This window comes from Geothrix limicola, from assembly GCF_030268085.1.
GTDB classification, from domain to species: Bacteria; Acidobacteriota; Holophagae; order Holophagales; family Holophagaceae; genus Geothrix; species Geothrix limicola.
The window spans coordinates 207,828-225,595 of record NZ_BSDE01000002.1; the positions used below are offsets into that span (position 1 = coordinate 207,828).

The window sequence follows — 17,768 nt, forward strand, 5'->3', positions numbered from 1 at the left end:
AAGCTCCAAAAGAGAGAGGGCAAGGGCGGCCAGACGCATAGAACCTCCTGGGATGGGAGACCGATGCTATAGCGGTTCCGACCGGCGATCCAGCGGAACAGAAACGCAACCCTTTTCCAGGATCAGCGTCCCGTGCTGCCGTAGCCGCCGCCGCCGCGCTCGGTGTCGCCCAGGGCCTCGACGCTGGGTTCGGGCACCCAGGTCCAGCTGGCCGCAGGCGCCACGAGGAGCTGGGCGATGCGTTCGCCGCGCTGCAGCTCGAAGGGCGTTTCGCCGTGGTTGATGAGCAGCACCTGCACCTCGCCGCGGTAGTCCGCGTCGATGGTGCCGGGAGCGTTGAGCACCGTGAGGCCGTGGCGCAGGGCCAGGCCCGAGCGGGGCCGCACCTGGCCTTCGAAGCCCGGCGGAATGGCCATCACGAGGCCCGTCGGCACCAGACGGCGCTGGCCCGGGGCCAGGGTCCAGGTGTGGCCCTCGGGAATGGCGGCGCGCAGATCCATGCCCGCGGCGTGGGGCGTGGCGGCGGCAGGAAGGTCGAGGCCGAGGCCGTGGGGAAGCTGGTGAACGGGAATGCGCATAGGAAAAGACTCCACAGAAGGGCCCCGGTCGCAAAGAGAAATCGCGGATCCCTTCGGCGGCCTGAATACACTCGAAGGTTGCCCGGATGTTCCGGGCTGTCCTTGGGGGAATTCATTGATCAGAGGTGGGATCAGGGGTGGGATGAGCGGAGGGACCTGCGGCGGCCAGCGACGCGCCAGGGGCCTCATGGCTTCCCTGCCGGCCCTCCTGCTGGTGACCCCCCTGGCCTGCAAGCGCGAGGATCCCCAGATCCGCGCCCTTACCGAGCAAGCCTCCCAGGCCGACGAGGCCGCCCAGCTGCTGCGGCAGGCCTGGAGCGCGCAGTTCCGGCGGCTCGACCTGGCCCGGATCAAGGGCCTGACTCCCGGCACGGAGCTCATGCTGCTCACGGCCGAGCAGAAGCAGGCCCTGGAGGCCCGCGTAAGGGCCGAGAAGGACAATTCACGCCGGGGCCTCCTCCGCGAAATCCTGGACAAGGACGTGGAGCTCCGGGCCCTGAACGACCACCTGACTGGCCTCAGGGCCGCCCTGCCCGAGCCCGAGATCGTACGGCCCAACGACAGCCACTACGGACTGGCCCTCCGTTTTTTGAAGGGCCAGGGCCTGTCGGAGGATGATGCCCGCAGGGCCCTCAACCACGTGCCCATCTCAGAGCGCCTAGTCCCGGGCTTCGAGGTCTACCACTTCTACGTCCACGGCCAGTACGGCACCTGGGTGTCCCAGGGCAGGGCCTGGATCTCCCCGCGGGAGCTGGCCCACCAGGATCCGGACCTGGCCAGCGAGCGGGACCAGGCCGTGGCCACCGGCCGCCGCCTGCAGAAGGAGCTGAGCCAACTCGAAGGCCAGCGACGGCAGATCGAGGCGGAGATCCGGGCCATCCAGGAGGAGCGCAGGGCCTTCCTCGAAGGGCGCAACCAGCTGCAATCCGAGAACGCCCAGCAGGCGGCCCGGCTCAATTCCCTGCACTACCTGGTGGGCGTGCGGGACAGGCTGGAGACCGAAGGCATCATCGAGGTGCCCTTCATCGGCAAGGATCATTCGGGCCCCAACTGGCGGGACGCGGTCTTCACCCAGCATCTGGATCTGCGCGCTGGCACCACGCTGGTCATCCAGGCCCGCGACCTCGGGTTGAAGCAGATCAGCCAGGTGAGCCTGGTCCCCGGCTCCTATGTGGCCGGCGAGCACTACCGCCTCACCCTCAGCGCCGACCGGCAGACCGCCACGGTGGAACTGCTCGCCCCGCCCCGCTTCAAGAACGACAAGGTGGTCTTCGCCGTCGTGGAATAACCCCTCCATCTTGCCAGGCTGGACCCCTCCGGCCCCTGGCGGTACCATGGAAGTTCCGGCTTTGCCGATCGTCGCATCTGCTTTTCCATCGGCCAGGCCCCGCAAGAAGGTTTCGGTTCCCTCAGAGCCGAGTCTGTCGCTTCATCCCCCTGGAACCCCCATGTCCTCCCTCTTCGGACACGCCCTCGCGGGCCTGGCCATCAGCGCGGCCACCACGCAAAGCCGGCCCCCCCGCCGGACCTGGGCCCTGGCCATGGCCTGCGCCGTGGCGCCGGATCTGGACTGGTTCACGGATTTCCTGGGTTTCGCGGATCACAGCAGCCTCAGCCACCGGGGCCTGAGCCATTCCCTCCTCGCCGCCCTGCTCATCGCCGCCGCCGCCATGCTCCTCGGCTTCCGGGATCAGCTCCGCAGTCCAAGGCACTGGGCCTGCATGCTGATGGCGGCCTTCTCCCACGGCCTGCTGGATGCCTGCACCTTCGGAGGCACGGGCGTGGCTTTCCTGCTGCCCTTCTCCGCGGCCCGCTTCGTCTGCGTCTGGCAGCCCATCTTCGTCTCGCCCATCCCCCTGTCGGGCAAGCTGCTCGACTGGCTGCTCTTCTCCCTGGGCACCGAACTCGTGTGGATCGGCATTCCCGCCGCCCTCATCTTCGCCGCGCCCCGCCTCATCCAGTGGGCGAGGCTGAGGTGGCAAGGTTCCGAGGACACTCCCTGATCTTGCCAAAAGCGATCAACCGCGAATGACGCGAATCGCCCTTCGGCCACGCGAATAAAAAAATCCCAATAGATTCCTCGTTTTTCATTCGCGCCCATTCGCGTCATTCGCGGTTCACGTATTTTCAGTCGGGCTGCCGGCCTTCCCCTTCACCAGCTGCCCGCAGGCGCCCTGCACGTCCCGGCCCCGGCTGCGGCGCACGGTGACGAAGCATCCCCGGGCCTTCAGCCATTCGGCGAACTGCTGCACGCGGTCCTCGCTGGGCTGGTGAAAGGAACTGGCGGCGTGTTCGTTCATGGGGATGAGGTTCAGGTTGTGGCCCGAGCGCAGGTCGCCCAGCCAGTCCGCCAGGCGCTCCGCATCGGCTTCGGTGTCGTTCTCGCCCGCCAGCAGCACGTACTCGAAGCAGAACTTCTCGCCGCGTTTGGCGCCCCATGTGTCCAGGGCCCGCCGCAGGCGCGCCAGGTTCCACACGCGATTCACGGGCATGGTGCGACTGCGCGCCTCGTCCGTGGTGGCGTTGAGGCTGAGGGCCAGCAGGGGACGCGGCTCCAACAAGGCCAGCTTCTCGATGCCGCTCACCAGGCCCGAGGTGCTCACGGTGATGCGGTTCTTCCCCAGGCCCAGGCCCGCGGGGTGGCACATGAGGCGGATCGCGCGGTGCAGGTTGTCCAGGTTGTGCAGGGGCTCGCCCATGCCCATGAAGACGAGCGTGAGCAGGTGCCCGCGGTCCGGGCCCAGTTCGCTCATGAGCGAAAGCACCTGGCCCAGGATCTCGCCGGGCTGCAGGTTGCGCAGGATGCCCATGCTGCCCGTCGCGCAGAAAGTGCAGCCCATGGCGCAGCCCACCTGGCTGGAGATGCAGTAGGTCACGCGCGGGTTGCGCACCTTGCGCGGCATGTGCACGGCCTCGATGCGCTTGCCGTCCGCCAGTTCCAGCGCCAGCTTGGTGGAGCCGTCTTCGGAAGGCTGCTTCTCCGCGAGGCGCGGCAGGTTCAGGTCGGCCACGCCCGACAACCAGCGGCGGATGCTCACGCCCAGCTCCGGCGCGCCGTCCTTCCAGGTCCAGGGCCGGTGCAGTCGGCGGAAGGTCTCCAGGGCGCTGCCGGGGCAGCCGAGGGCCTCCAGGTCTTCGGGAAACAGCGACCAGGCCGAGGGCAGCCCCTCCCGTTCAGGGGCGGGCTGATCCCAGGGCATGGCGGCCATTCTCGTCATTCAACCATTCTACCGGGCGTTCAGGCCGGGCTTTCTTCAGCCCGGGGTGCCTTGGGCAGAACGAGAACGTTGCCGAGCAGGCAGAGGGCGACGCCCACCACCAGCCAGGCGTGCCAATGGAGGCCCTCCATCACCGTGGAGAGCGCCAGGGCCACCACGGGGATCACCACCATGGCGTAGCCCGCGCGGCCCGCGCCGATGCGTCCCACCAGCGTGAGGTAGGCGCCGAAGGCGAGGATCGATCCAAATACCGCGAGGAAGGCCAGCGATCCCACGTAGCGCAGCGAGAGATCGAAAAGGAAGGGACGCCCCGCCAGGGCGCAGTAGGAGGCGACGAAGAGGGCGCCGTAGCTCATGCCCAGGGCGTTGCCCTGCACCACCGGGATGCCCGAGCGCTGGTTGCGCTGGGAGATGAGGTTGCTGAAACTCGCGGCCACCGTGCCCGCCAGGGCGAGGATCAGGCCCGTGCGGATGCCGGCGCCGTAGAGCGATCCGGCGGCGCCGGGCAGGCAGATGAGACCCACGCCGGTCACGCCGAGCACCGCACCCCACAAGGCTTTCCGAGGCAGGGCCGTGCCGAAGAAGACCCGCGCGCCCAGCAGGTTCATGATCGCCATGAGCGAAAAGATCACGGCCATGAGGCCCGAGGGGATGCGCTGTTCCGCCAGGTAGACGAAGACGTAGTTCATCCCGAACATGGTCGCCCCCTGGAGGGCGATCCAGCCGTGCTCGCGCTTTGAAAAGCGCAGGTTGAGGCCGCGGAGCAGGCACCAGACCAGCAGAATCAGGGCGGCGAGGCCGAAGCGGTAGGCCACGGAGACTTCGGGTGCCACGCGGCCGTACTGGAAGGTGATGGCGATCCACGTGGATCCCCAGATGAGCACGGAGGCGAGGTAGAGCGTGAGGTTATTCATGGGGGGCCATCATCGCACTGGGCCCGCGAGGGACTGTCATGCCTTTGCCGCCAAGTCGGCGTGTTCGGCCTGGAAGGCTTCGAGGCTGGGTGGGTTCCAGCCGCCGCGGGCGACCTTCCAGCCGTTCTCCACCTTCTCCCAGCCCACGTGGGCGTAGTAGTCCTTGGCGATGGGCGAGGCCAGCAGCACCCACTGGACGCCGTCGCCGATGCGCAGGGCCTCGTCCAGCAAGCGGCGCCCCACGCCGGCGTTCTGATAGGCCGGGTGGATGGCCAGGTCGCAGATGTAGCCGTCGTAGACGAAGTCCGTCCAGCCCCGCAGCAGGCCCACCAGGCGCTCCCCCACGAAGGCCGAGATCACGACGTTGGAACCCTCGAACATGCGGCGGATTCGCTCGGGTTGGTGGACCGGGCGGCGCAGAGGCGCGGCGGCATAGAGGGCACGGATGGCCTCCACGCCGGGGCAGCAGTCCGGATGGTAGGTGATGGCTTCTGTCATGCGAATCCTCACTCGGGAAGATCGGGCAGGAGGCCCACGCCCAGGCGGTTCCAGGCGTTGATGAGCGCGATGGCGTAGGTGAGATCCACCACCTCCTGCTCGCTGAAATGCTGGCGGGTGGCCTCGAAGAGGGCGTCGTCCACGCCGTGGCGGCCCAGTTCCGTGAGGGCTTCGGTCCAGGCCAGGGCCGCGCGTTCGCGGGGCGTGAAGCAGGGCGCTTCCCGCCAGGCAGCCACGAGGTTCAGGCGGCGCTGGGTCTCGCCGCCCTTGAGGGCGTCGGTGGCGTGCATGTCCATGCAGTAGGCGCAGCCGTTCAATTGCGAAGCCCGCAGCTCGATCAGGTGCTTGAGGGCCGGATCCAGGCTGCTGTTGTGCAGGTAGCGGACCACCTGGAGGAAGCCCTGGAAGCCCGCGGGGGCGAATTCGGGATGGGGTTTGGACGTGCGCATGGAAACTCCGGAAGCCTGGTCGGCCCTTCCAGAATGGCCCCGTATGGCACACTGAAAAGATCCACTTTTGAAATTCGGACTAGACCATGCGCCCCTGGACCTTCCCCGTCGCCCTGCAGTCCGGCCCCGAATCGGGCCCGCGGAATCCCGTCTTCCAGCAGATCGCCCAGGCCATCCGCGGCGACATCCGCCGGGGCCGCCTCCGGCCCGGCGATCCCCTGCCCGGTTCCCGCAGCCTGGCCCAGACCCTGGGCGTCCACCGCAACACCGTGCTGGCGGCCTACCGCGAGCTGGAGGCCGAGGGCTGGATCCATTCCGAACAGCGCACGACGCGCGTGGCCGGAGATCTACCCGAGGGGCCATCCCCGAACCGTCGTCGAGGAACCAGGGCCGACGAGGGCCCGGGCTACGATCTGGAAGGCCCCAATTCCGCGCCTTCCCAGCTTCGCGCCCTCGAGCATCCCGCCCACCTGCTCAGCTTCGGCGGCGGGCTGCCGGACCTGCGCCTGGTACCAACGGATCTGCTAGCCCGGGCCTACCGGCGCGCCCTCGAGGAGCCCTCCCTGCTGGGCTACGGCGACGCCCATGGCGAACCGCGCCTGCGCACGGCCCTGGCCCGCCTGCTCTCGGAGATGCGCGGACTGGCGGTCACGGCGGACCGCGTGCTCATCACCGCCGGCAGCCAGGGCGCCCTCGATCTGGTGGCCCGCACCCTCATCCGTCCCGGTGACCGCGTGGCCGTGGAGGATCCCGGCTACCCCACGGCCTGGACCACCCTACGCGCCGCCGGCGCGGAGCTGGTGCCGGTGCCCGTGGACGAGGCCGGCCTCCGGGTCGAGGCCCTGGAGAAGGCCCTTCAGTCGGGCCCGCTTCGCGCCGTCTACCTCACGCCCCACCATCAGTTCCCCACCACGGTCACCATGGGCGCCGCGCGGCGCCTGCGCCTGCTGGACCTGGCGCGCCAGCACCGCCTGGCGATCCTGGAGGATGACTACGACAACGAATTCCACTTCGACGGCCGCCCCGTGCTGCCTCTGGCCGGGGATGATCCGGGCGGCGTCGTGATCTACCTGGGCACCCTGTCGAAGATCCTCGCGCCGGGCCTGCGCATCGGCTTTATCAGCGGCCCCCGGCCCCTCGTGGACACCCTGGCCGCGCGTCGCGCCGCCGCCGACGGCCAAGGCGATCCGGCCCTGCAGCGGGTCGCCGCCGAGCTGCTGGAAGAAGGCCTGCTGCAGCGCCACGCCCGCAAGATGCGGCGGACCTACCTGTCGCGCCGCACGGCCCTGGCCGGGGCCCTCGACCGGCACCTCGCGGGCATCGCCAGCTTCGACCTGCCCCCCGGCGGCATGAGCCTGTGGCTGCGCGTGGATCCCGCCGTGGACGTGGAGCACTGGGCCCAGCGCGCGCAGCAGGCCGGCATCGCCGTCTACACCGGCCGCCGCTTCGATTTCCACGACCGCCCGCGGCCCAACCTGCGCCTGGGTTTCTCCTCGTTGGACGAGCGCGAACTGGAAGAGGCCGTCCGCCGCCTGGCCCGGGCCCTGCCGTGCTGAAATAAGCAAGTACGGGGAACCGCGAATGACGGACAGGCATGCATTCGCCTCTGCCCAAGGCACGATCATCCCCACTTCATTCGCGAACATTCACGTCATTCGCGGTTCAGGTTTTTGACCATGGAAGGTGTGGAGCGAATACAGAAAAGAGGCACCCATTCCCTTTTTCGTGCGCCCGAAGGGCGTTTCAGGATTTTCGCGGTTCCCTGCTGTGCGATCAGGCCACCAGATCCTGCGGGCGGATGTCGGAACCGCGCCGGGTGCCGAGGGCGCTGAGGCCCAGCTGGGCCGGATCCAGCAGCTCGCGGGCCACCCGCAGCATGTCGTCGAGGGTGACGGCTTCGATCTCGGCCATCTGCTGATCGAGGCTGCGCAGTTCGCCCTGGTGGATGGCCTGGTGGGCCAGGCTGAACATGCGGCTGCTGCTGCTCTCCTGGCTGAAGACGAGGCCCGTGCGAGCCTGCAGCTTCGCGCGGGAAAGCTCGTCGGCCTCCACGCCCAGCGCGCGTACGCGCGCGCATTCGGCCATGGTGCGCTGCACCAGCTCGCGCAATTGGGCGGGCGCACAGCTGGCGCTGATCTGCAGGGCGCCCGTGTCCGCGTAGGGGCTCAGGTAGCTGCCGACCTGGTAGCAGAGGCCGCGGCGCTCGCGCAGTTCCATGAAGAGACGCGAGGCCATGCCGCCGCCCAGCACGTGGCTCAGCAGGTGGGCCGCCGCGCGATCCGGCGAATGGTGATCCGGGGCGGGAAAGCCCATCACGAGGTTGGCCTGCTGCAAGTCCTTGCGCGGCACGTTCAGAACGAAGGGGCGGGTCCGGGCCTGGGCGCTCGGCGCCTGCGATACGCCCTTGGGCAGGCGGTCGAGGATGGGCTTCAGCAGGTCGAGGAAGGGGCCCGTCTGGATGGCGCCGGCGGCCGCGATGACGAGGTTGGGGGCGCGGTAGGTGTGGTCGAAGAAGGCCCGGGCCTCGGCGGGGCCGTAGGCCGAGACCTGCTCCCGGCTTCCGAGGATGGGGTGGGCCAGGGGCGTGCCCTCCCAGAAGCCTCCGTAGAAGAGCTCGCTCACCCAGTCGTCAGGCTGGTCTTCGCTCTGGGCGATCTCCTCGAGGATGACGCCCCGCTCGCGCACCAGCTCGTCGGCGTCGAAGCTCGGTGCGGTCACCAGCTCGCCCAGCAGGTGCACCAGGTCCGGCAGCTGATCGGAAAGCACCTTGCCGTAAAAGCAGGCCACCTCCTTGCCCGTGAAGGCGTCCACGTGCCCGCCCAGGCGGTCCGTGGCGGCGGCCAGCTCATCGGGGGTGGGGTAGGCTTCCGTGCCCTTGAAGACCGTGTGCTCCAGGAAGTGGGCCAGGCCCTCCTCAGCGGGGCCCTCGTGGCGCGAGCCTCGGCGCACCCAGAAGCCCACCGCGCAGCTCCGCACATGGGGCAGCGGTTCGATGAGGATTTCGGTGCCCTCGGGCGTGAGGGTGCGGGTGAGTTCAGCCATCCATCCAGTTTACAGGCTGGGGGGACCGAGCCGGAGAGGGGAAGCTTGGCGGCCCTCAGCGCGCGCCGAAGGGGCCGATCTCCCTCAGGGTCAGCACGGCCTGCTTGGCCTCGCGGCTGGCGGCGAGATCCACGTCGACCTCCAGCACCCAGTCGTTCAGTTCGTCCGCATCCACGAGCATCTGCTGGACGAGCCACACGCCCGCCTCGTCGGGCTTGGGCTGAACGTAGGTGTGGCGCTGGTTCCGCCCCTCGGGATCGAGGCGGGGGCCGTCATGGGTGGCGCGGTACTCGGCGAAGGCGGCCTTGAGGCGATCCGGGGTCCAGGCCGCTTCGCCCTCGCCGGGCTCCGCTTCCGCGGCCGCGCCCAGGCCCGCGAGGGCCTCGTCCCATTCGCCGGCCAGGCAGGCGTGGAGGAAGGCGAAGAGCTTGGCGCGGATGGCGGCGGTGAAGGCCTTGCGGTCCCGCGTGACGTCGCGAGCGGCCTCCTCGGCGCCGGGCATGGCGAGAGCCTCCTCCTGACGCACGAAGTCGGGGTTCTGCATCTGCTCCCAGGCGTCCAGAAGGCTCGAGTCCACCTGGCGCAGCATGGCGCCGAGGTAGGCTTCCATTTCACGCACCTCGTCGGTCTTGGCGGCGTCGGGCACGGTCTTGGAAAGCACCTTGAAGGTGCTGTTGATGTGGCGCAGCAGCAGACCTTCGGCCCGCTGCAGCTCGTAGGTGCGCACGTAGTCGGCGAAGCTCAGGTAGCTTTCGAACATCTCGCGCACGATGGACTTGGGCCGGATGTTCTCCTGGCCCACCCAGGGATGCTTGTCCGAGAATTCGTTGAAGGTGCTGTAGATGAAATCCCGCAGGGGCTTGGGGTATTCCAGCTTCTCCAGCTCCTCCATGCGCTGCTCGTACTCGATGCCCGCCATCTTCATCTCGGCGACGGCCTGGCCCTTCAGCTTGTGCAGCTGGCTGCGCAGGATGAAGTCAGGATCTTCGAGGATGCTTTCCACGAGGGTGATGAGGTCCAGGGCGTACTCGGGCGAGTCGCGATCCAGCAGCGGCAGGGTGTCCAGCAGGTAGAGGCTGAGGGTCTCGTCCATGCCGAAGTCCGCCTGCAGATCCGCGTTCACGCGCAGCTTGCGACCCTGCTCGTCCGGTGGCTGGAATTCAACGATGCCGCGCACGACGAGCGTTTTGAAGAGCTGCCATCCCCGGCGGAAATGAGCCGCCTTCTGATGCTCGGTCTCGTGGCAGTCGTGGATAAGCCCGCGCATGGCGGCGCAACCATCGCCACGGCGGCTGAGCACGTTGAGCAGCATCCCGTGGTTCACCTGGAAGCGGCTCACGAGGCGCTCGGGCGAGGCGGCCTGGAGCTTCTCGAAGGTGGCCTTCTCCCAATGGGCGTAGTTGCGTTCTGGCGCCGGGCGCTTCACGAACTTCTTGCCGGGCTTCTGTGACAGGCGCAGATTCTCGATGACGTGCTCGGGGGCCTGGGCCACCACGTAGCCCACCGTGTCGTATCCCTTGCGCCCCGCGCGACCCGAGATCTGGTGGAAGTCCCGCGCCGTGAGGATCGAGGTCTTCTGGCCGCCGTACTTGCAGAGCTTCGTGAAGAGCACCGTGCGGATGGGCACGTTGATGCCCACGCCCAGCGTGTCCGTGCCGCAGATGACCTTGAGCAGGCCATTCTGGGCGAGCCGCTCCACGAGCAGGCGGTACTTGGGCAGCAGGCCCGCGTGGTGCAGCCCGATGCCCACGCGCAGCCAGCGCTTGAGATCGGGACCGTAGGGGCTGTTGAACTTGAAGTCGCCGATCTCCGCGGCCAGGGCCGTCTTCTCCTCGCGGGTGCTCACGTTGAGGCTCGACACGTCCTGGGCGCTGGCGGCGGCCTCGGCCTGGGTGAAATGCACGAGGTAGATGGGCCCCTTGCCCTCTTCGAGCAGGGTTTCCAGCGTGCTGGACAGGGGCAGTTCCGAGTAGCTGAAGGCCAGCGGCACGGGGCGATCGCCGGATTTCACGGCCACCGTGGGCAACCCGTTGAGCCGGGTCAGTTCGGATTCGAAAAAGGTCGTGTCCCCCAGCGTGGCGCTCATCAGGAGGAAGCGTGTCTGCGGCAGGGCCAGCAGGGGTACCTGCCAGGCAAATCCCCGTTCGCGGTCGGCGTAGTAGTGGAATTCGTCCATCACCACGTCCCGCACGTCGGCCTCCTCGCCTTCGCTGAGGGCCATGTTGGCCAGGATCTCCGCCGTGCAGCAGAGGATGGGCGCGTCGCGGTTGACCGTGGCGTCGCCCGTGGAGAGGCCCACGTTCTCGGGCCCGAATTCGCGGCAGAGCGCCATCCACTTCTCGTTCACCAGGGCCTTGATGGGGCAGGTGTAGACCGAGCGCCGTCCCGCCGCCAGGGCCGCGAAGTGCAGCGCCGAGGCCACGAGGGATTTCCCCGAACCCGTCGGCGTGTTGAGGATGACGTTCTTCCCCTCGAAGAGCTCGAGCACCGCCTGCTCCTGGGCCGGGTAGAGCGCCAGCCGCTTCGTCTCCACGTAGGCCAGGAAGGCCCCCAGCAGGGCGTCGGGCGTGGCTTCGGCGGGTGCGGGCAGGTGTTCGAAGAGGGACAGCGGCATCAGGGCTCCAGCCCCCATCATCGCAGGGGCGCCCTCACCACAGGGGTTCGACAGGCGTGACGTGAATGACGGGTGGCGGCCCGTCCTGGCCGTAGGGCAGGCCCCCCTTGTTCGAGAAGTGGAGGGTGGACAGGAAGGGGCTCGCGGCCGGATCCACCCACACCGTGATGCTGCCGCCCGGCCCTCCCACACCGCTTGAGCCGCCCGGGCCATCCGAACCGGACATCCCATCGGAGCCATTCGGACAACCGTACCCTCCGGAACCGCCGGCGCCGCCCCGTCCCCCGTTGCCTCCGGGCCCGCCCGCCCCACCATCGCCCTTCAGGAGCAGGCTTCCGCCGTGGGGATCGACCAAGAAATACCGCACCTGACTCTGGGTGGCGACCTTCACTTCGAGCCGCGGGACGGCTCCCGGATGCAGGCACACCCAGGCCTGGACATCGGGGCCCGGCGCCCCCGGTCCCCCATCGCCACCGCTGCCCCCGGACCCGCCATCCGTGCCGTTGCCTCCGGCCTGCGGATTGTCCGGGTCACAGGAGCCCATGCTTCCGGAGAATCCGGAATAGCCATCGGATCCGCTGCTGCCCTGGGCTCCGGCCGCCCCGGACACATCGCAAAGGAAGGCACCGTCGTAGCGAACGGGGATGTCGAGGTCCGCCGCAAGGTCCGAGCGATCGACGACGGAAGCGTGGAGGTGGGGCAGCACCCCATCGCTCACCCGCGGATCCTCTGGCAGGGAAACGATTCCATACGCATCCACGGCGACCACCTCGGTTTGGAAGGTGAAATTGTCCCAGCCCACCTTTCCGCCGCCGCGGCCTTCCGTCGCCAGCGCCGGGCCCGAGGCCTGCGTGGCCGCGATCACCAGTGGCAGGCTCCCGCCCGGGAGGAGGGATGGCCCCTCGGGAAGCACCGCCTGGATGCCGCTGATCGCCAGGTCCGCCAGCCAGATCTGCACCTTGAGTTGGGCGGGGAGGCTCCAGGCCGAGCCATGGGCATCGACCACCAAGGCCCGGAAACGGGCGCCATCGTCCTCCAGCTTCGCCACCGGAAGGATGTAGGTCGCCGACTGGGCGCCCTGGATGGGGGCATTGTCGCGGTACCACTGGTAGCTCAGGCTCCCCACACCGGACGCAAGGCTGACAAAGGTGGCGGACTGGCCGACCTTGACGCTCTGATCCGAGGGAGACACCTGGAAGAAGGGACTGCTTGGCACGGGATGCGGCCACGGATTGGAGGCATCTGCCGGAAACGAAAATTCCTTGGGCCTGCACCCTGGAACGACCAGGCACACGGCGATCAGGGACAGCACGGCGAGCTTGTTCATGGGGCCTCCCGCGAAACCAGAACCGGCTTCACAGGGAGGAAGATGGGGATGGGATCAGTCCGGTCCATCCACCCAAAGTCCTGATTTCAGGAATCCCGACTTAAGTCCTGGGGGTGATGCGAGGAGGCTGGAACTAGCCCTCCGCCTCGCTCCCCGCGAGTCCGATGGGCGTGCGGTGCAGCTTCCAGCCGGCCAGGGCCCAGCAGAGAGCGCCGAAGGCGAGGAGGGCCAGGCAGGCAAGCACCGGATGGGTGGTCACCTGTTCCTGGGCCAGCATCTGATTCGCGCGGACCTCGGCGGCGCGGCTGCCGGCGAGGCTTTCGATGTGGTGCGTGAAGGTGAGGCGCTGCAGGAAGGGCGGGAAGACCCGCACCAGCGGCTCCCAGATGAAGAAATAGAGGGCGCCCCAGAGGGTGCCGCGCTTGAAGAGCAGGCCCACGAGCGTCATCAAAGCAAGCTCACCCCACCAGGCGCTGACGAGGGCCACCAGGCGCCCGGGCAGCAGGGCGGGATCGCCGCCGATGACCTGAAGGCCGAGCGTGCCGATCACCAGCCAGGCCGCGCCCCAGAAGAACCAGGGCAGGCCCTTGCCGAGGGGCATCGCCCAGGCGGGGGCGGGCCGCACGAGCATGAGGGCCAGGGTGCGCTGTTCGAGATCCTCACGGATGCCCGCGGGGGCGGCCACGAGGGCCATGATGGGCAGCATCATCATCACCAGCACGCCGTGGAAGATCTTGAGGGCCTCGCCGGGATTGCCCTCCACGCCCTGCAAGCGCGTCACGGTGAAGATGACGATGCTGAGGCCCACCGGCAGGGCCACGAGGCCCGCCAGCACCCAGCCGCGGCCCTGAAGGACGCGGGGCGCGTAGCCCAGCGCCGTGGCGCGGATCGTCGCCAGGGGAGAAGGAATTGCAGTGCTCATCGGCACCTCGAATGACAACGGTGTGGAGCAAGCCTGGGACAGGCTCCGCCTGGCCCAGGCGCGGGGGCCTGGGGGGAGGCTCCATGTCCGCAAGCCAGCGGCGAGCGGGAGCAACGCGCAGCGTTGCGATACATGGAGGCGCGCAGCGAGGAACCCCCGGACAGCATTAGGCGTGATCCTTCGTCAAATACTGGAAGACCGCGTCCAGGTTGAGGTCCAGGGGATCCAGGGCGCGCAGGGGTATGCCGCCTTCGGCCGCGGCCTTCTGCAGGCGCGGGAGGATGTCGCGGGGGGAGCGCACGGAGATGACGACGGCGTCCTCCTCCATGCGCATCGCGGCCAGTTCGGGCTGCTCCACGGCCCAGCGGGCCAGCACCTGGGCCTCGCCCGTCAGGCGCAGTTCCACGGGATGGCGGTCCAGCAGTTGGCGGATCTCGGTGACCGTGCCTTCGGCCAGCAGGCGGCCGCGGAACAACAGGAGGATGCGGTCCGTGAGCTGGGCGATCTCGCCGAGGATGTGGCTCGACACGAGGATGCGCGTACCCTTCTCCGCCAGATCGCGCAGGAGGGCCATGAGCGTGAGGCGGGCTTCGGGATCCAGGCCGTTGAAGGGCTCGTCCAGGATGAGCAGCTCGGGCCCGTGCATGAGGGCCTGGGCCAGGCGGATGCGCTGGCGCATGCCCTTGGACATGCGGGTGAAGGTGAGGTGGGCGCGGTCCGCCATGCCCACGGTCTCGAGGGCCTTGGCCACTGCGGCATTCAAGGCTTCGCCCGTGAGGCCGGACAGTTCGCCCATCATGCGCAGCCAGCGGTCGGCGCGCAGGCCCGTGGGCAGGCGGTCGCCCTCGGGCACGAGGCCCAGGCGCGCGAGCACGGCCGGGTTGCGGAAGGGGGCCTGGCCGAAGACCCGCACGTCGCCGCCCGAGGGTGGCAGCAGGCCCGAGAGCAGCTGCAGCAGGGAGGACTTGCCGGCGCCGTTGGGGCCCAGCAGGCCCGTGATGCCGCCGCCGTCCGGCAGCTCGAAGGTGGTGGGGCTGAGGCCGAGGATGGGGCCGTAGCGCAGGGAGGCGCGATCGAGAACGATCATCAGATCACCGCTTCAGAAGGTCGTGTGCGCTTGGCGGCCACGAAGGTCCAGAGGGCGATGTGCAGGGCCGTGCCGAGGAAGGCGGGCAGCCACGCCACCATGGGGCGCTCCACACCCACGAAGAGCTGGGGCCAGGCTTCGGCCAGCATGATGGGGTTCAGCGCGTCCACGGCGGCAATCCCCGTGAGGCCGTGGATCATGGAGGCCAGGGTGCTGGCGCCCAGCACGAGGCCGAGCACCCAGCCGATGCCCGCGCGGGGCGTGGCTGCCATGCTCGAGGCCCCCACGGCCAGCGAGCCCATGAGGGCCGAGGCGATGGCCATGGCCGGCAGCAGGCGCAGGGGCGCCGTGGCCCAGACGGGGCCGTGGAAGCCCGCCAGCAGGAGCGACATGAGCCAGGGCAGGATGGCGAAGGGCAGCAGGATCGTGAAGGGCAGCAGGGAGGCGAAGCCCAGCTTGGCGAGCAGGTAATCCTTGGGTGCCACGGGGTGGGCATACATCAGGGGCCGCACGCGGTAGAGCGTGTCCCGCGCCACGAGGCCGCCGCCCACCAGGGCCACGAGGAACCAGAGCAGGTAGCTGGCGGGGTTGAGCAGGTCCGCCTGGAAGTCGGCGCCCTGGGTCAGGATCGTCTTCGCGAAATCCTGCATGGGCTTGAAAGCCTCGTTCGTGTGGAGCAGGTGGTCGACATAGATGCGAGCCACCTTCCAGAGCAGCAGCATGAGGAAGGCGAAGCCGAAGAAGCGGCCGATCTTCTGGCGCCAGAGCCGCGTGAAGTCGAAGCGCATGAGCACGAGGACCGGAGGCTGGCCCAGGTGCAGATCCGGCGCGGGCGGGAGCGTGGGGGCGTAGATGGGCATGGACTAGGCTCCCGTCTGAGGATGGAGGGCCCGGAGCAGCACTTCGTCCAAGCGGTCGTGGCGCGGGGTCACCTGCACGAGGGTGGCGCCCTGGCCTTCGGCCCAGCGGAAGGCACCGCGGGGATCGGCCTCGGTGAGTTCCAGATCGTAGAGGCCGTTTCTAGCCTCCAGCACGGCGCCCAGTTCGGACAGGGCCGCCTCCTGGGCCGCGTCCAGCGGATCGAGGAAACGCAGCTCCACCCGCTTCGCCAGCGCCTTGCGCAGGCCCGCCATGGAGCCCGCGGCCTTGATCTGGCCCTGGTCGAGAATCACGAGCTGATCCGCCACGCGCTCCACGTCGCCCAGCAGGTGGGACGCGAGGATGACGCCCGTGCCGAGTTCGGCGTGCACGCGCAGCACCAGGTCCAGCATGCGGCGGCGACCATCGGGATCGAGGCCGTTGGTGGGTTCGTCCAGAAAGATCAACTCCGGGCTGTGCACAAGGGCCTGGGCCAGCTTCACCCGTTGGCGCATGCCCGTGGAATAGCCGCTGACGGGGCGGTAGCGCGATTCGTCGAGCCCCACGAAGTAGAGCACCTCGTGGGCGCGGTCCCGCGCGGCTTCGGGCGCGAGGCCGCTCAATTCACCCCAGAAGGCCACCTGCTCGTAGGCCGAGGCGTCCTCGATGAGGGCGTCGTACTCGGGCATGTAGCCGATGCGGGCCCGCAGCTTCGCCGACTCCGCGGCATCCAGGGCCACGCCCAGCACCGTGCCCGAGCCCATGGAGGGCGCCAGAAGGCCCAGCAGCGTTTTCAGCAGGGTGGACTTGCCGGCGCCGTTGGGGCCCAGCAGGCCCACGATGCCTCGGTCGAGGGAGAGGGTCAGGCCCTTCAGCGCGGGCGCCGACGTCGCGGCGTAGCGCACTTCCAGGTTCTCGAAGGCGATCAACGGGGCCTCCAGGCTGCGGTCACAAATGCTCCAGGATGTTGGCGGCTACGAGCGGGCGCGGGAATGGATTAGGCTGTAGACCACCATCATCCTCCCACTTCCCCGAAGGCCCCGCATGCAACTCCTGGACTGGCCCTTCCTCGACGCCCTGCAGACCGGGGCGTTGGCGGCCCTGTTCTTCAGCTTCGGCACCGACGCCCTCTCCCGCCGCGACCGCATGATGGGCTGGCTGGCCGTCACCTGCCTCCTCGTGGGCCTGCGCCACGCCGTGCTGGCCCTGGGCACCCTGCCCACCCTCAACCCCGACCTGGTGGACCGTGCCCAGAGCCTGCTGGTGACCTGCGGGTTCATCGCCCTCTGCGCCGCCCTGACCAACCTGTTCCCCCGGCACTTCCCGCGCCATTTCGCCGGATGGATCGCCCTGGGCATGGTCCCGAACTACGCGCGAAATCTGCTGCTGCCGCATCCCGGCTTCTGGGACACGTTCATGCACAACGCCGCGAACGTCACCTACCTGGTGGGCTGCGGCTTCCTCATCTATTGGACGCTGAGGGCGCGGCAGGACGGGGATCCCATGGCACGCCGGCTCTTCCTCGGCCTCCTGGGCCTCACCCTGCCTGTGGTGGTGGAGATCACGGCCCTCAGCTTCTTCGACCTCAAGATCCGCCTCTCGGGCTTCAGCCTCGTGATCCTGGCCATGGCCATCGGCACCTCCTGGCAGTGGCTCGTGGTGAACAGCATGGAATCGCGCATCCACGCGGCCGAAACCGAAAGCGAAACCTGGCGCAGCCTCGTCCCGGGCCACGCGTTCCGCACGGACCGCCCCTCCCAGGCCATGGACGCCCTCTTCGGGACGAGCTGGCCCGACCGCATCCGGACCTCGCCGGAGGCCTCGCTGGTGGGCTCGGACGGCGCCACCTACCGCGTCCACAGCCGACCCCTCTACGACCACGAACGCCTCGGATCCTACGAGCGCGAGGAGGAGGCCCAACCCGGCAATCAAGGCTTCCTGTCCGGGTGGACCGTCGCCATCGGCCTGGACAACGCCATCGAAAGCGCGAGGATCCAGGGGCTGTTGCGCTCCTGGGGCGCGAACGTGCACCTCTGGGGCACCGTGCCTCCGCGCGAAGGACCCTATCCCAGTGTGCTCATCTGGGCCCGGGAACCGAGCATCCTCGCCGTCTGGCGGGAGGATGACCTGCTCCGGCGCCGCCCGCGCTGGATCCAGATCGGCGGCCCGGCCACCAAGGGACCCCACGCCCGCCTGGAGCCCGGCCCCACCGAGGAAAGCCTGCGGAACAGCCTCGAGCAACTCCTGTCCAGGCGCTGAGG

General features: G+C 68.9%; 16 protein-coding genes. 4 read left to right on the top strand and 12 right to left on the bottom strand.

Annotated elements, in window-relative coordinates; all coding sequences use genetic code 11:
- Positions 1 to 122: 122 nt before the first annotated feature.
- Positions 123 to 578 (bottom strand): dUTP diphosphatase, encoded by a 456-nt coding sequence (gene dut / locus QSJ34_RS06560; protein ID WP_285572001.1) that lies wholly within the window; start codon positions 576 to 578, stop codon positions 123 to 125.
- Positions 579 to 765: 187 nt separating this feature from the next.
- Between dut and QSJ34_RS06565 the strand changes: the two genes are divergently transcribed.
- Positions 766 to 1,866 (top strand): hypothetical protein, encoded by a 1,101-nt coding sequence (locus QSJ34_RS06565; protein WP_285572004.1) that lies wholly within the window; start codon positions 766 to 768, stop codon positions 1,864 to 1,866.
- 160 nt (positions 1,867 to 2,026) lie between these two features.
- Positions 2,027 to 2,581, top strand: coding sequence for a metal-dependent hydrolase (locus tag QSJ34_RS06570; protein WP_285572007.1), 555 nt, complete (start codon positions 2,027 to 2,029; stop codon positions 2,579 to 2,581).
- A gap of 114 nt (positions 2,582 to 2,695) precedes the next feature.
- On the opposite strand, the gene rlmN is transcribed toward QSJ34_RS06570, so the two are convergent.
- From rlmN to QSJ34_RS06590, 4 genes are read right to left on the bottom strand one after another with little or no spacing between them, the layout of a single operon-like run.
- Positions 2,696 to 3,796 (bottom strand): 23S rRNA (adenine(2503)-C(2))-methyltransferase RlmN, encoded by a 1,101-nt coding sequence (rlmN, locus tag QSJ34_RS06575; protein WP_285572009.1) that lies wholly within the window; start codon positions 3,794 to 3,796, stop codon positions 2,696 to 2,698.
- Positions 3,797 to 3,816: 20 nt separating this feature from the next.
- Positions 3,817 to 4,710 (bottom strand): DMT family transporter, encoded by an 894-nt coding sequence (locus QSJ34_RS06580; protein WP_285572010.1) that lies wholly within the window; start codon positions 4,708 to 4,710, stop codon positions 3,817 to 3,819.
- 36 nt (positions 4,711 to 4,746) lie between these two features.
- Positions 4,747 to 5,208: a GNAT family N-acetyltransferase gene (locus tag QSJ34_RS06585; protein ID WP_285572013.1), complete on the bottom strand. Its 462-nt coding sequence runs from the start codon at positions 5,206 to 5,208 to the stop codon at positions 4,747 to 4,749.
- An 8-nt stretch (positions 5,209 to 5,216) separates the two neighbouring features.
- On the bottom strand, positions 5,217 to 5,657 hold the full coding sequence (locus tag QSJ34_RS06590; RefSeq protein WP_285572016.1) for a carboxymuconolactone decarboxylase family protein: 441 nt from the start codon (positions 5,655 to 5,657) through the stop codon (positions 5,217 to 5,219).
- 86 nt (positions 5,658 to 5,743) lie between these two features.
- On the opposite strand from QSJ34_RS06590, the gene pdxR reads away from it, so the two are divergent.
- Positions 5,744 to 7,213 carry a MocR-like pyridoxine biosynthesis transcription factor PdxR gene (gene pdxR, locus QSJ34_RS06595; protein ID WP_285572018.1) on the top strand — a complete coding sequence of 490 codons (1,470 nt, stop codon included), beginning with the start codon at positions 5,744 to 5,746 and terminating at the stop codon, positions 7,211 to 7,213.
- Positions 7,214 to 7,430: 217 nt separating this feature from the next.
- Here the strand turns inward: pdxR and QSJ34_RS06600 are convergent, their stop codons facing one another.
- From QSJ34_RS06600 to QSJ34_RS06630, 7 genes are all read right to left on the bottom strand, one after another.
- Complete coding sequence (locus QSJ34_RS06600; RefSeq protein WP_285572021.1) at positions 7,431 to 8,699, bottom strand: M16 family metallopeptidase; 1,269 nt, start codon at positions 8,697 to 8,699, stop codon at positions 7,431 to 7,433.
- Between the two features lie 55 nt (positions 8,700 to 8,754).
- Positions 8,755 to 11,313 carry a DEAD/DEAH box helicase gene (locus QSJ34_RS06605; protein ID WP_285572022.1) on the bottom strand — a complete coding sequence of 853 codons (2,559 nt, stop codon included), beginning with the start codon at positions 11,311 to 11,313 and terminating at the stop codon, positions 8,755 to 8,757.
- A 34-nt stretch (positions 11,314 to 11,347) separates the two neighbouring features.
- Positions 11,348 to 12,640 (bottom strand): immunoglobulin domain-containing protein, encoded by a 1,293-nt coding sequence (locus tag QSJ34_RS06610; protein ID WP_285572025.1) that lies wholly within the window; start codon positions 12,638 to 12,640, stop codon positions 11,348 to 11,350.
- Positions 12,641 to 12,773: 133 nt separating this feature from the next.
- Positions 12,774 to 13,562 carry a hypothetical protein gene (locus tag QSJ34_RS06615; protein ID WP_285572029.1) on the bottom strand — a complete coding sequence of 263 codons (789 nt, stop codon included), beginning with the start codon at positions 13,560 to 13,562 and terminating at the stop codon, positions 12,774 to 12,776.
- Positions 13,563 to 13,728: 166 nt separating this feature from the next.
- Positions 13,729 to 14,649, bottom strand: coding sequence for an ABC transporter ATP-binding protein (locus QSJ34_RS06620; protein WP_285572037.1), 921 nt, complete (start codon positions 14,647 to 14,649; stop codon positions 13,729 to 13,731).
- A complete protein-coding gene (locus QSJ34_RS06625) occupies positions 14,649 to 15,509 on the bottom strand; it encodes a hypothetical protein (protein WP_285572050.1) in 861 nt (286 codons plus the stop codon). The genes QSJ34_RS06620 and QSJ34_RS06625 overlap by 1 nt, the downstream gene beginning before the upstream one ends.
- 3 nt (positions 15,510 to 15,512) lie before the next feature.
- Complete coding sequence (locus tag QSJ34_RS06630; protein ID WP_285572056.1) at positions 15,513 to 16,436, bottom strand: ABC transporter ATP-binding protein; 924 nt, start codon at positions 16,434 to 16,436, stop codon at positions 15,513 to 15,515.
- Between the two features lie 115 nt (positions 16,437 to 16,551).
- Between QSJ34_RS06630 and QSJ34_RS06635 the strand changes: the two genes are divergently transcribed.
- Entirely contained in the window at positions 16,552 to 17,766 is a 1,215-nt protein-coding gene (locus tag QSJ34_RS06635; protein ID WP_285572059.1) for a 7TM diverse intracellular signaling domain-containing protein, read from the top strand.
- The last annotated feature ends 2 nt before the right edge of the window (positions 17,767 to 17,768 follow it).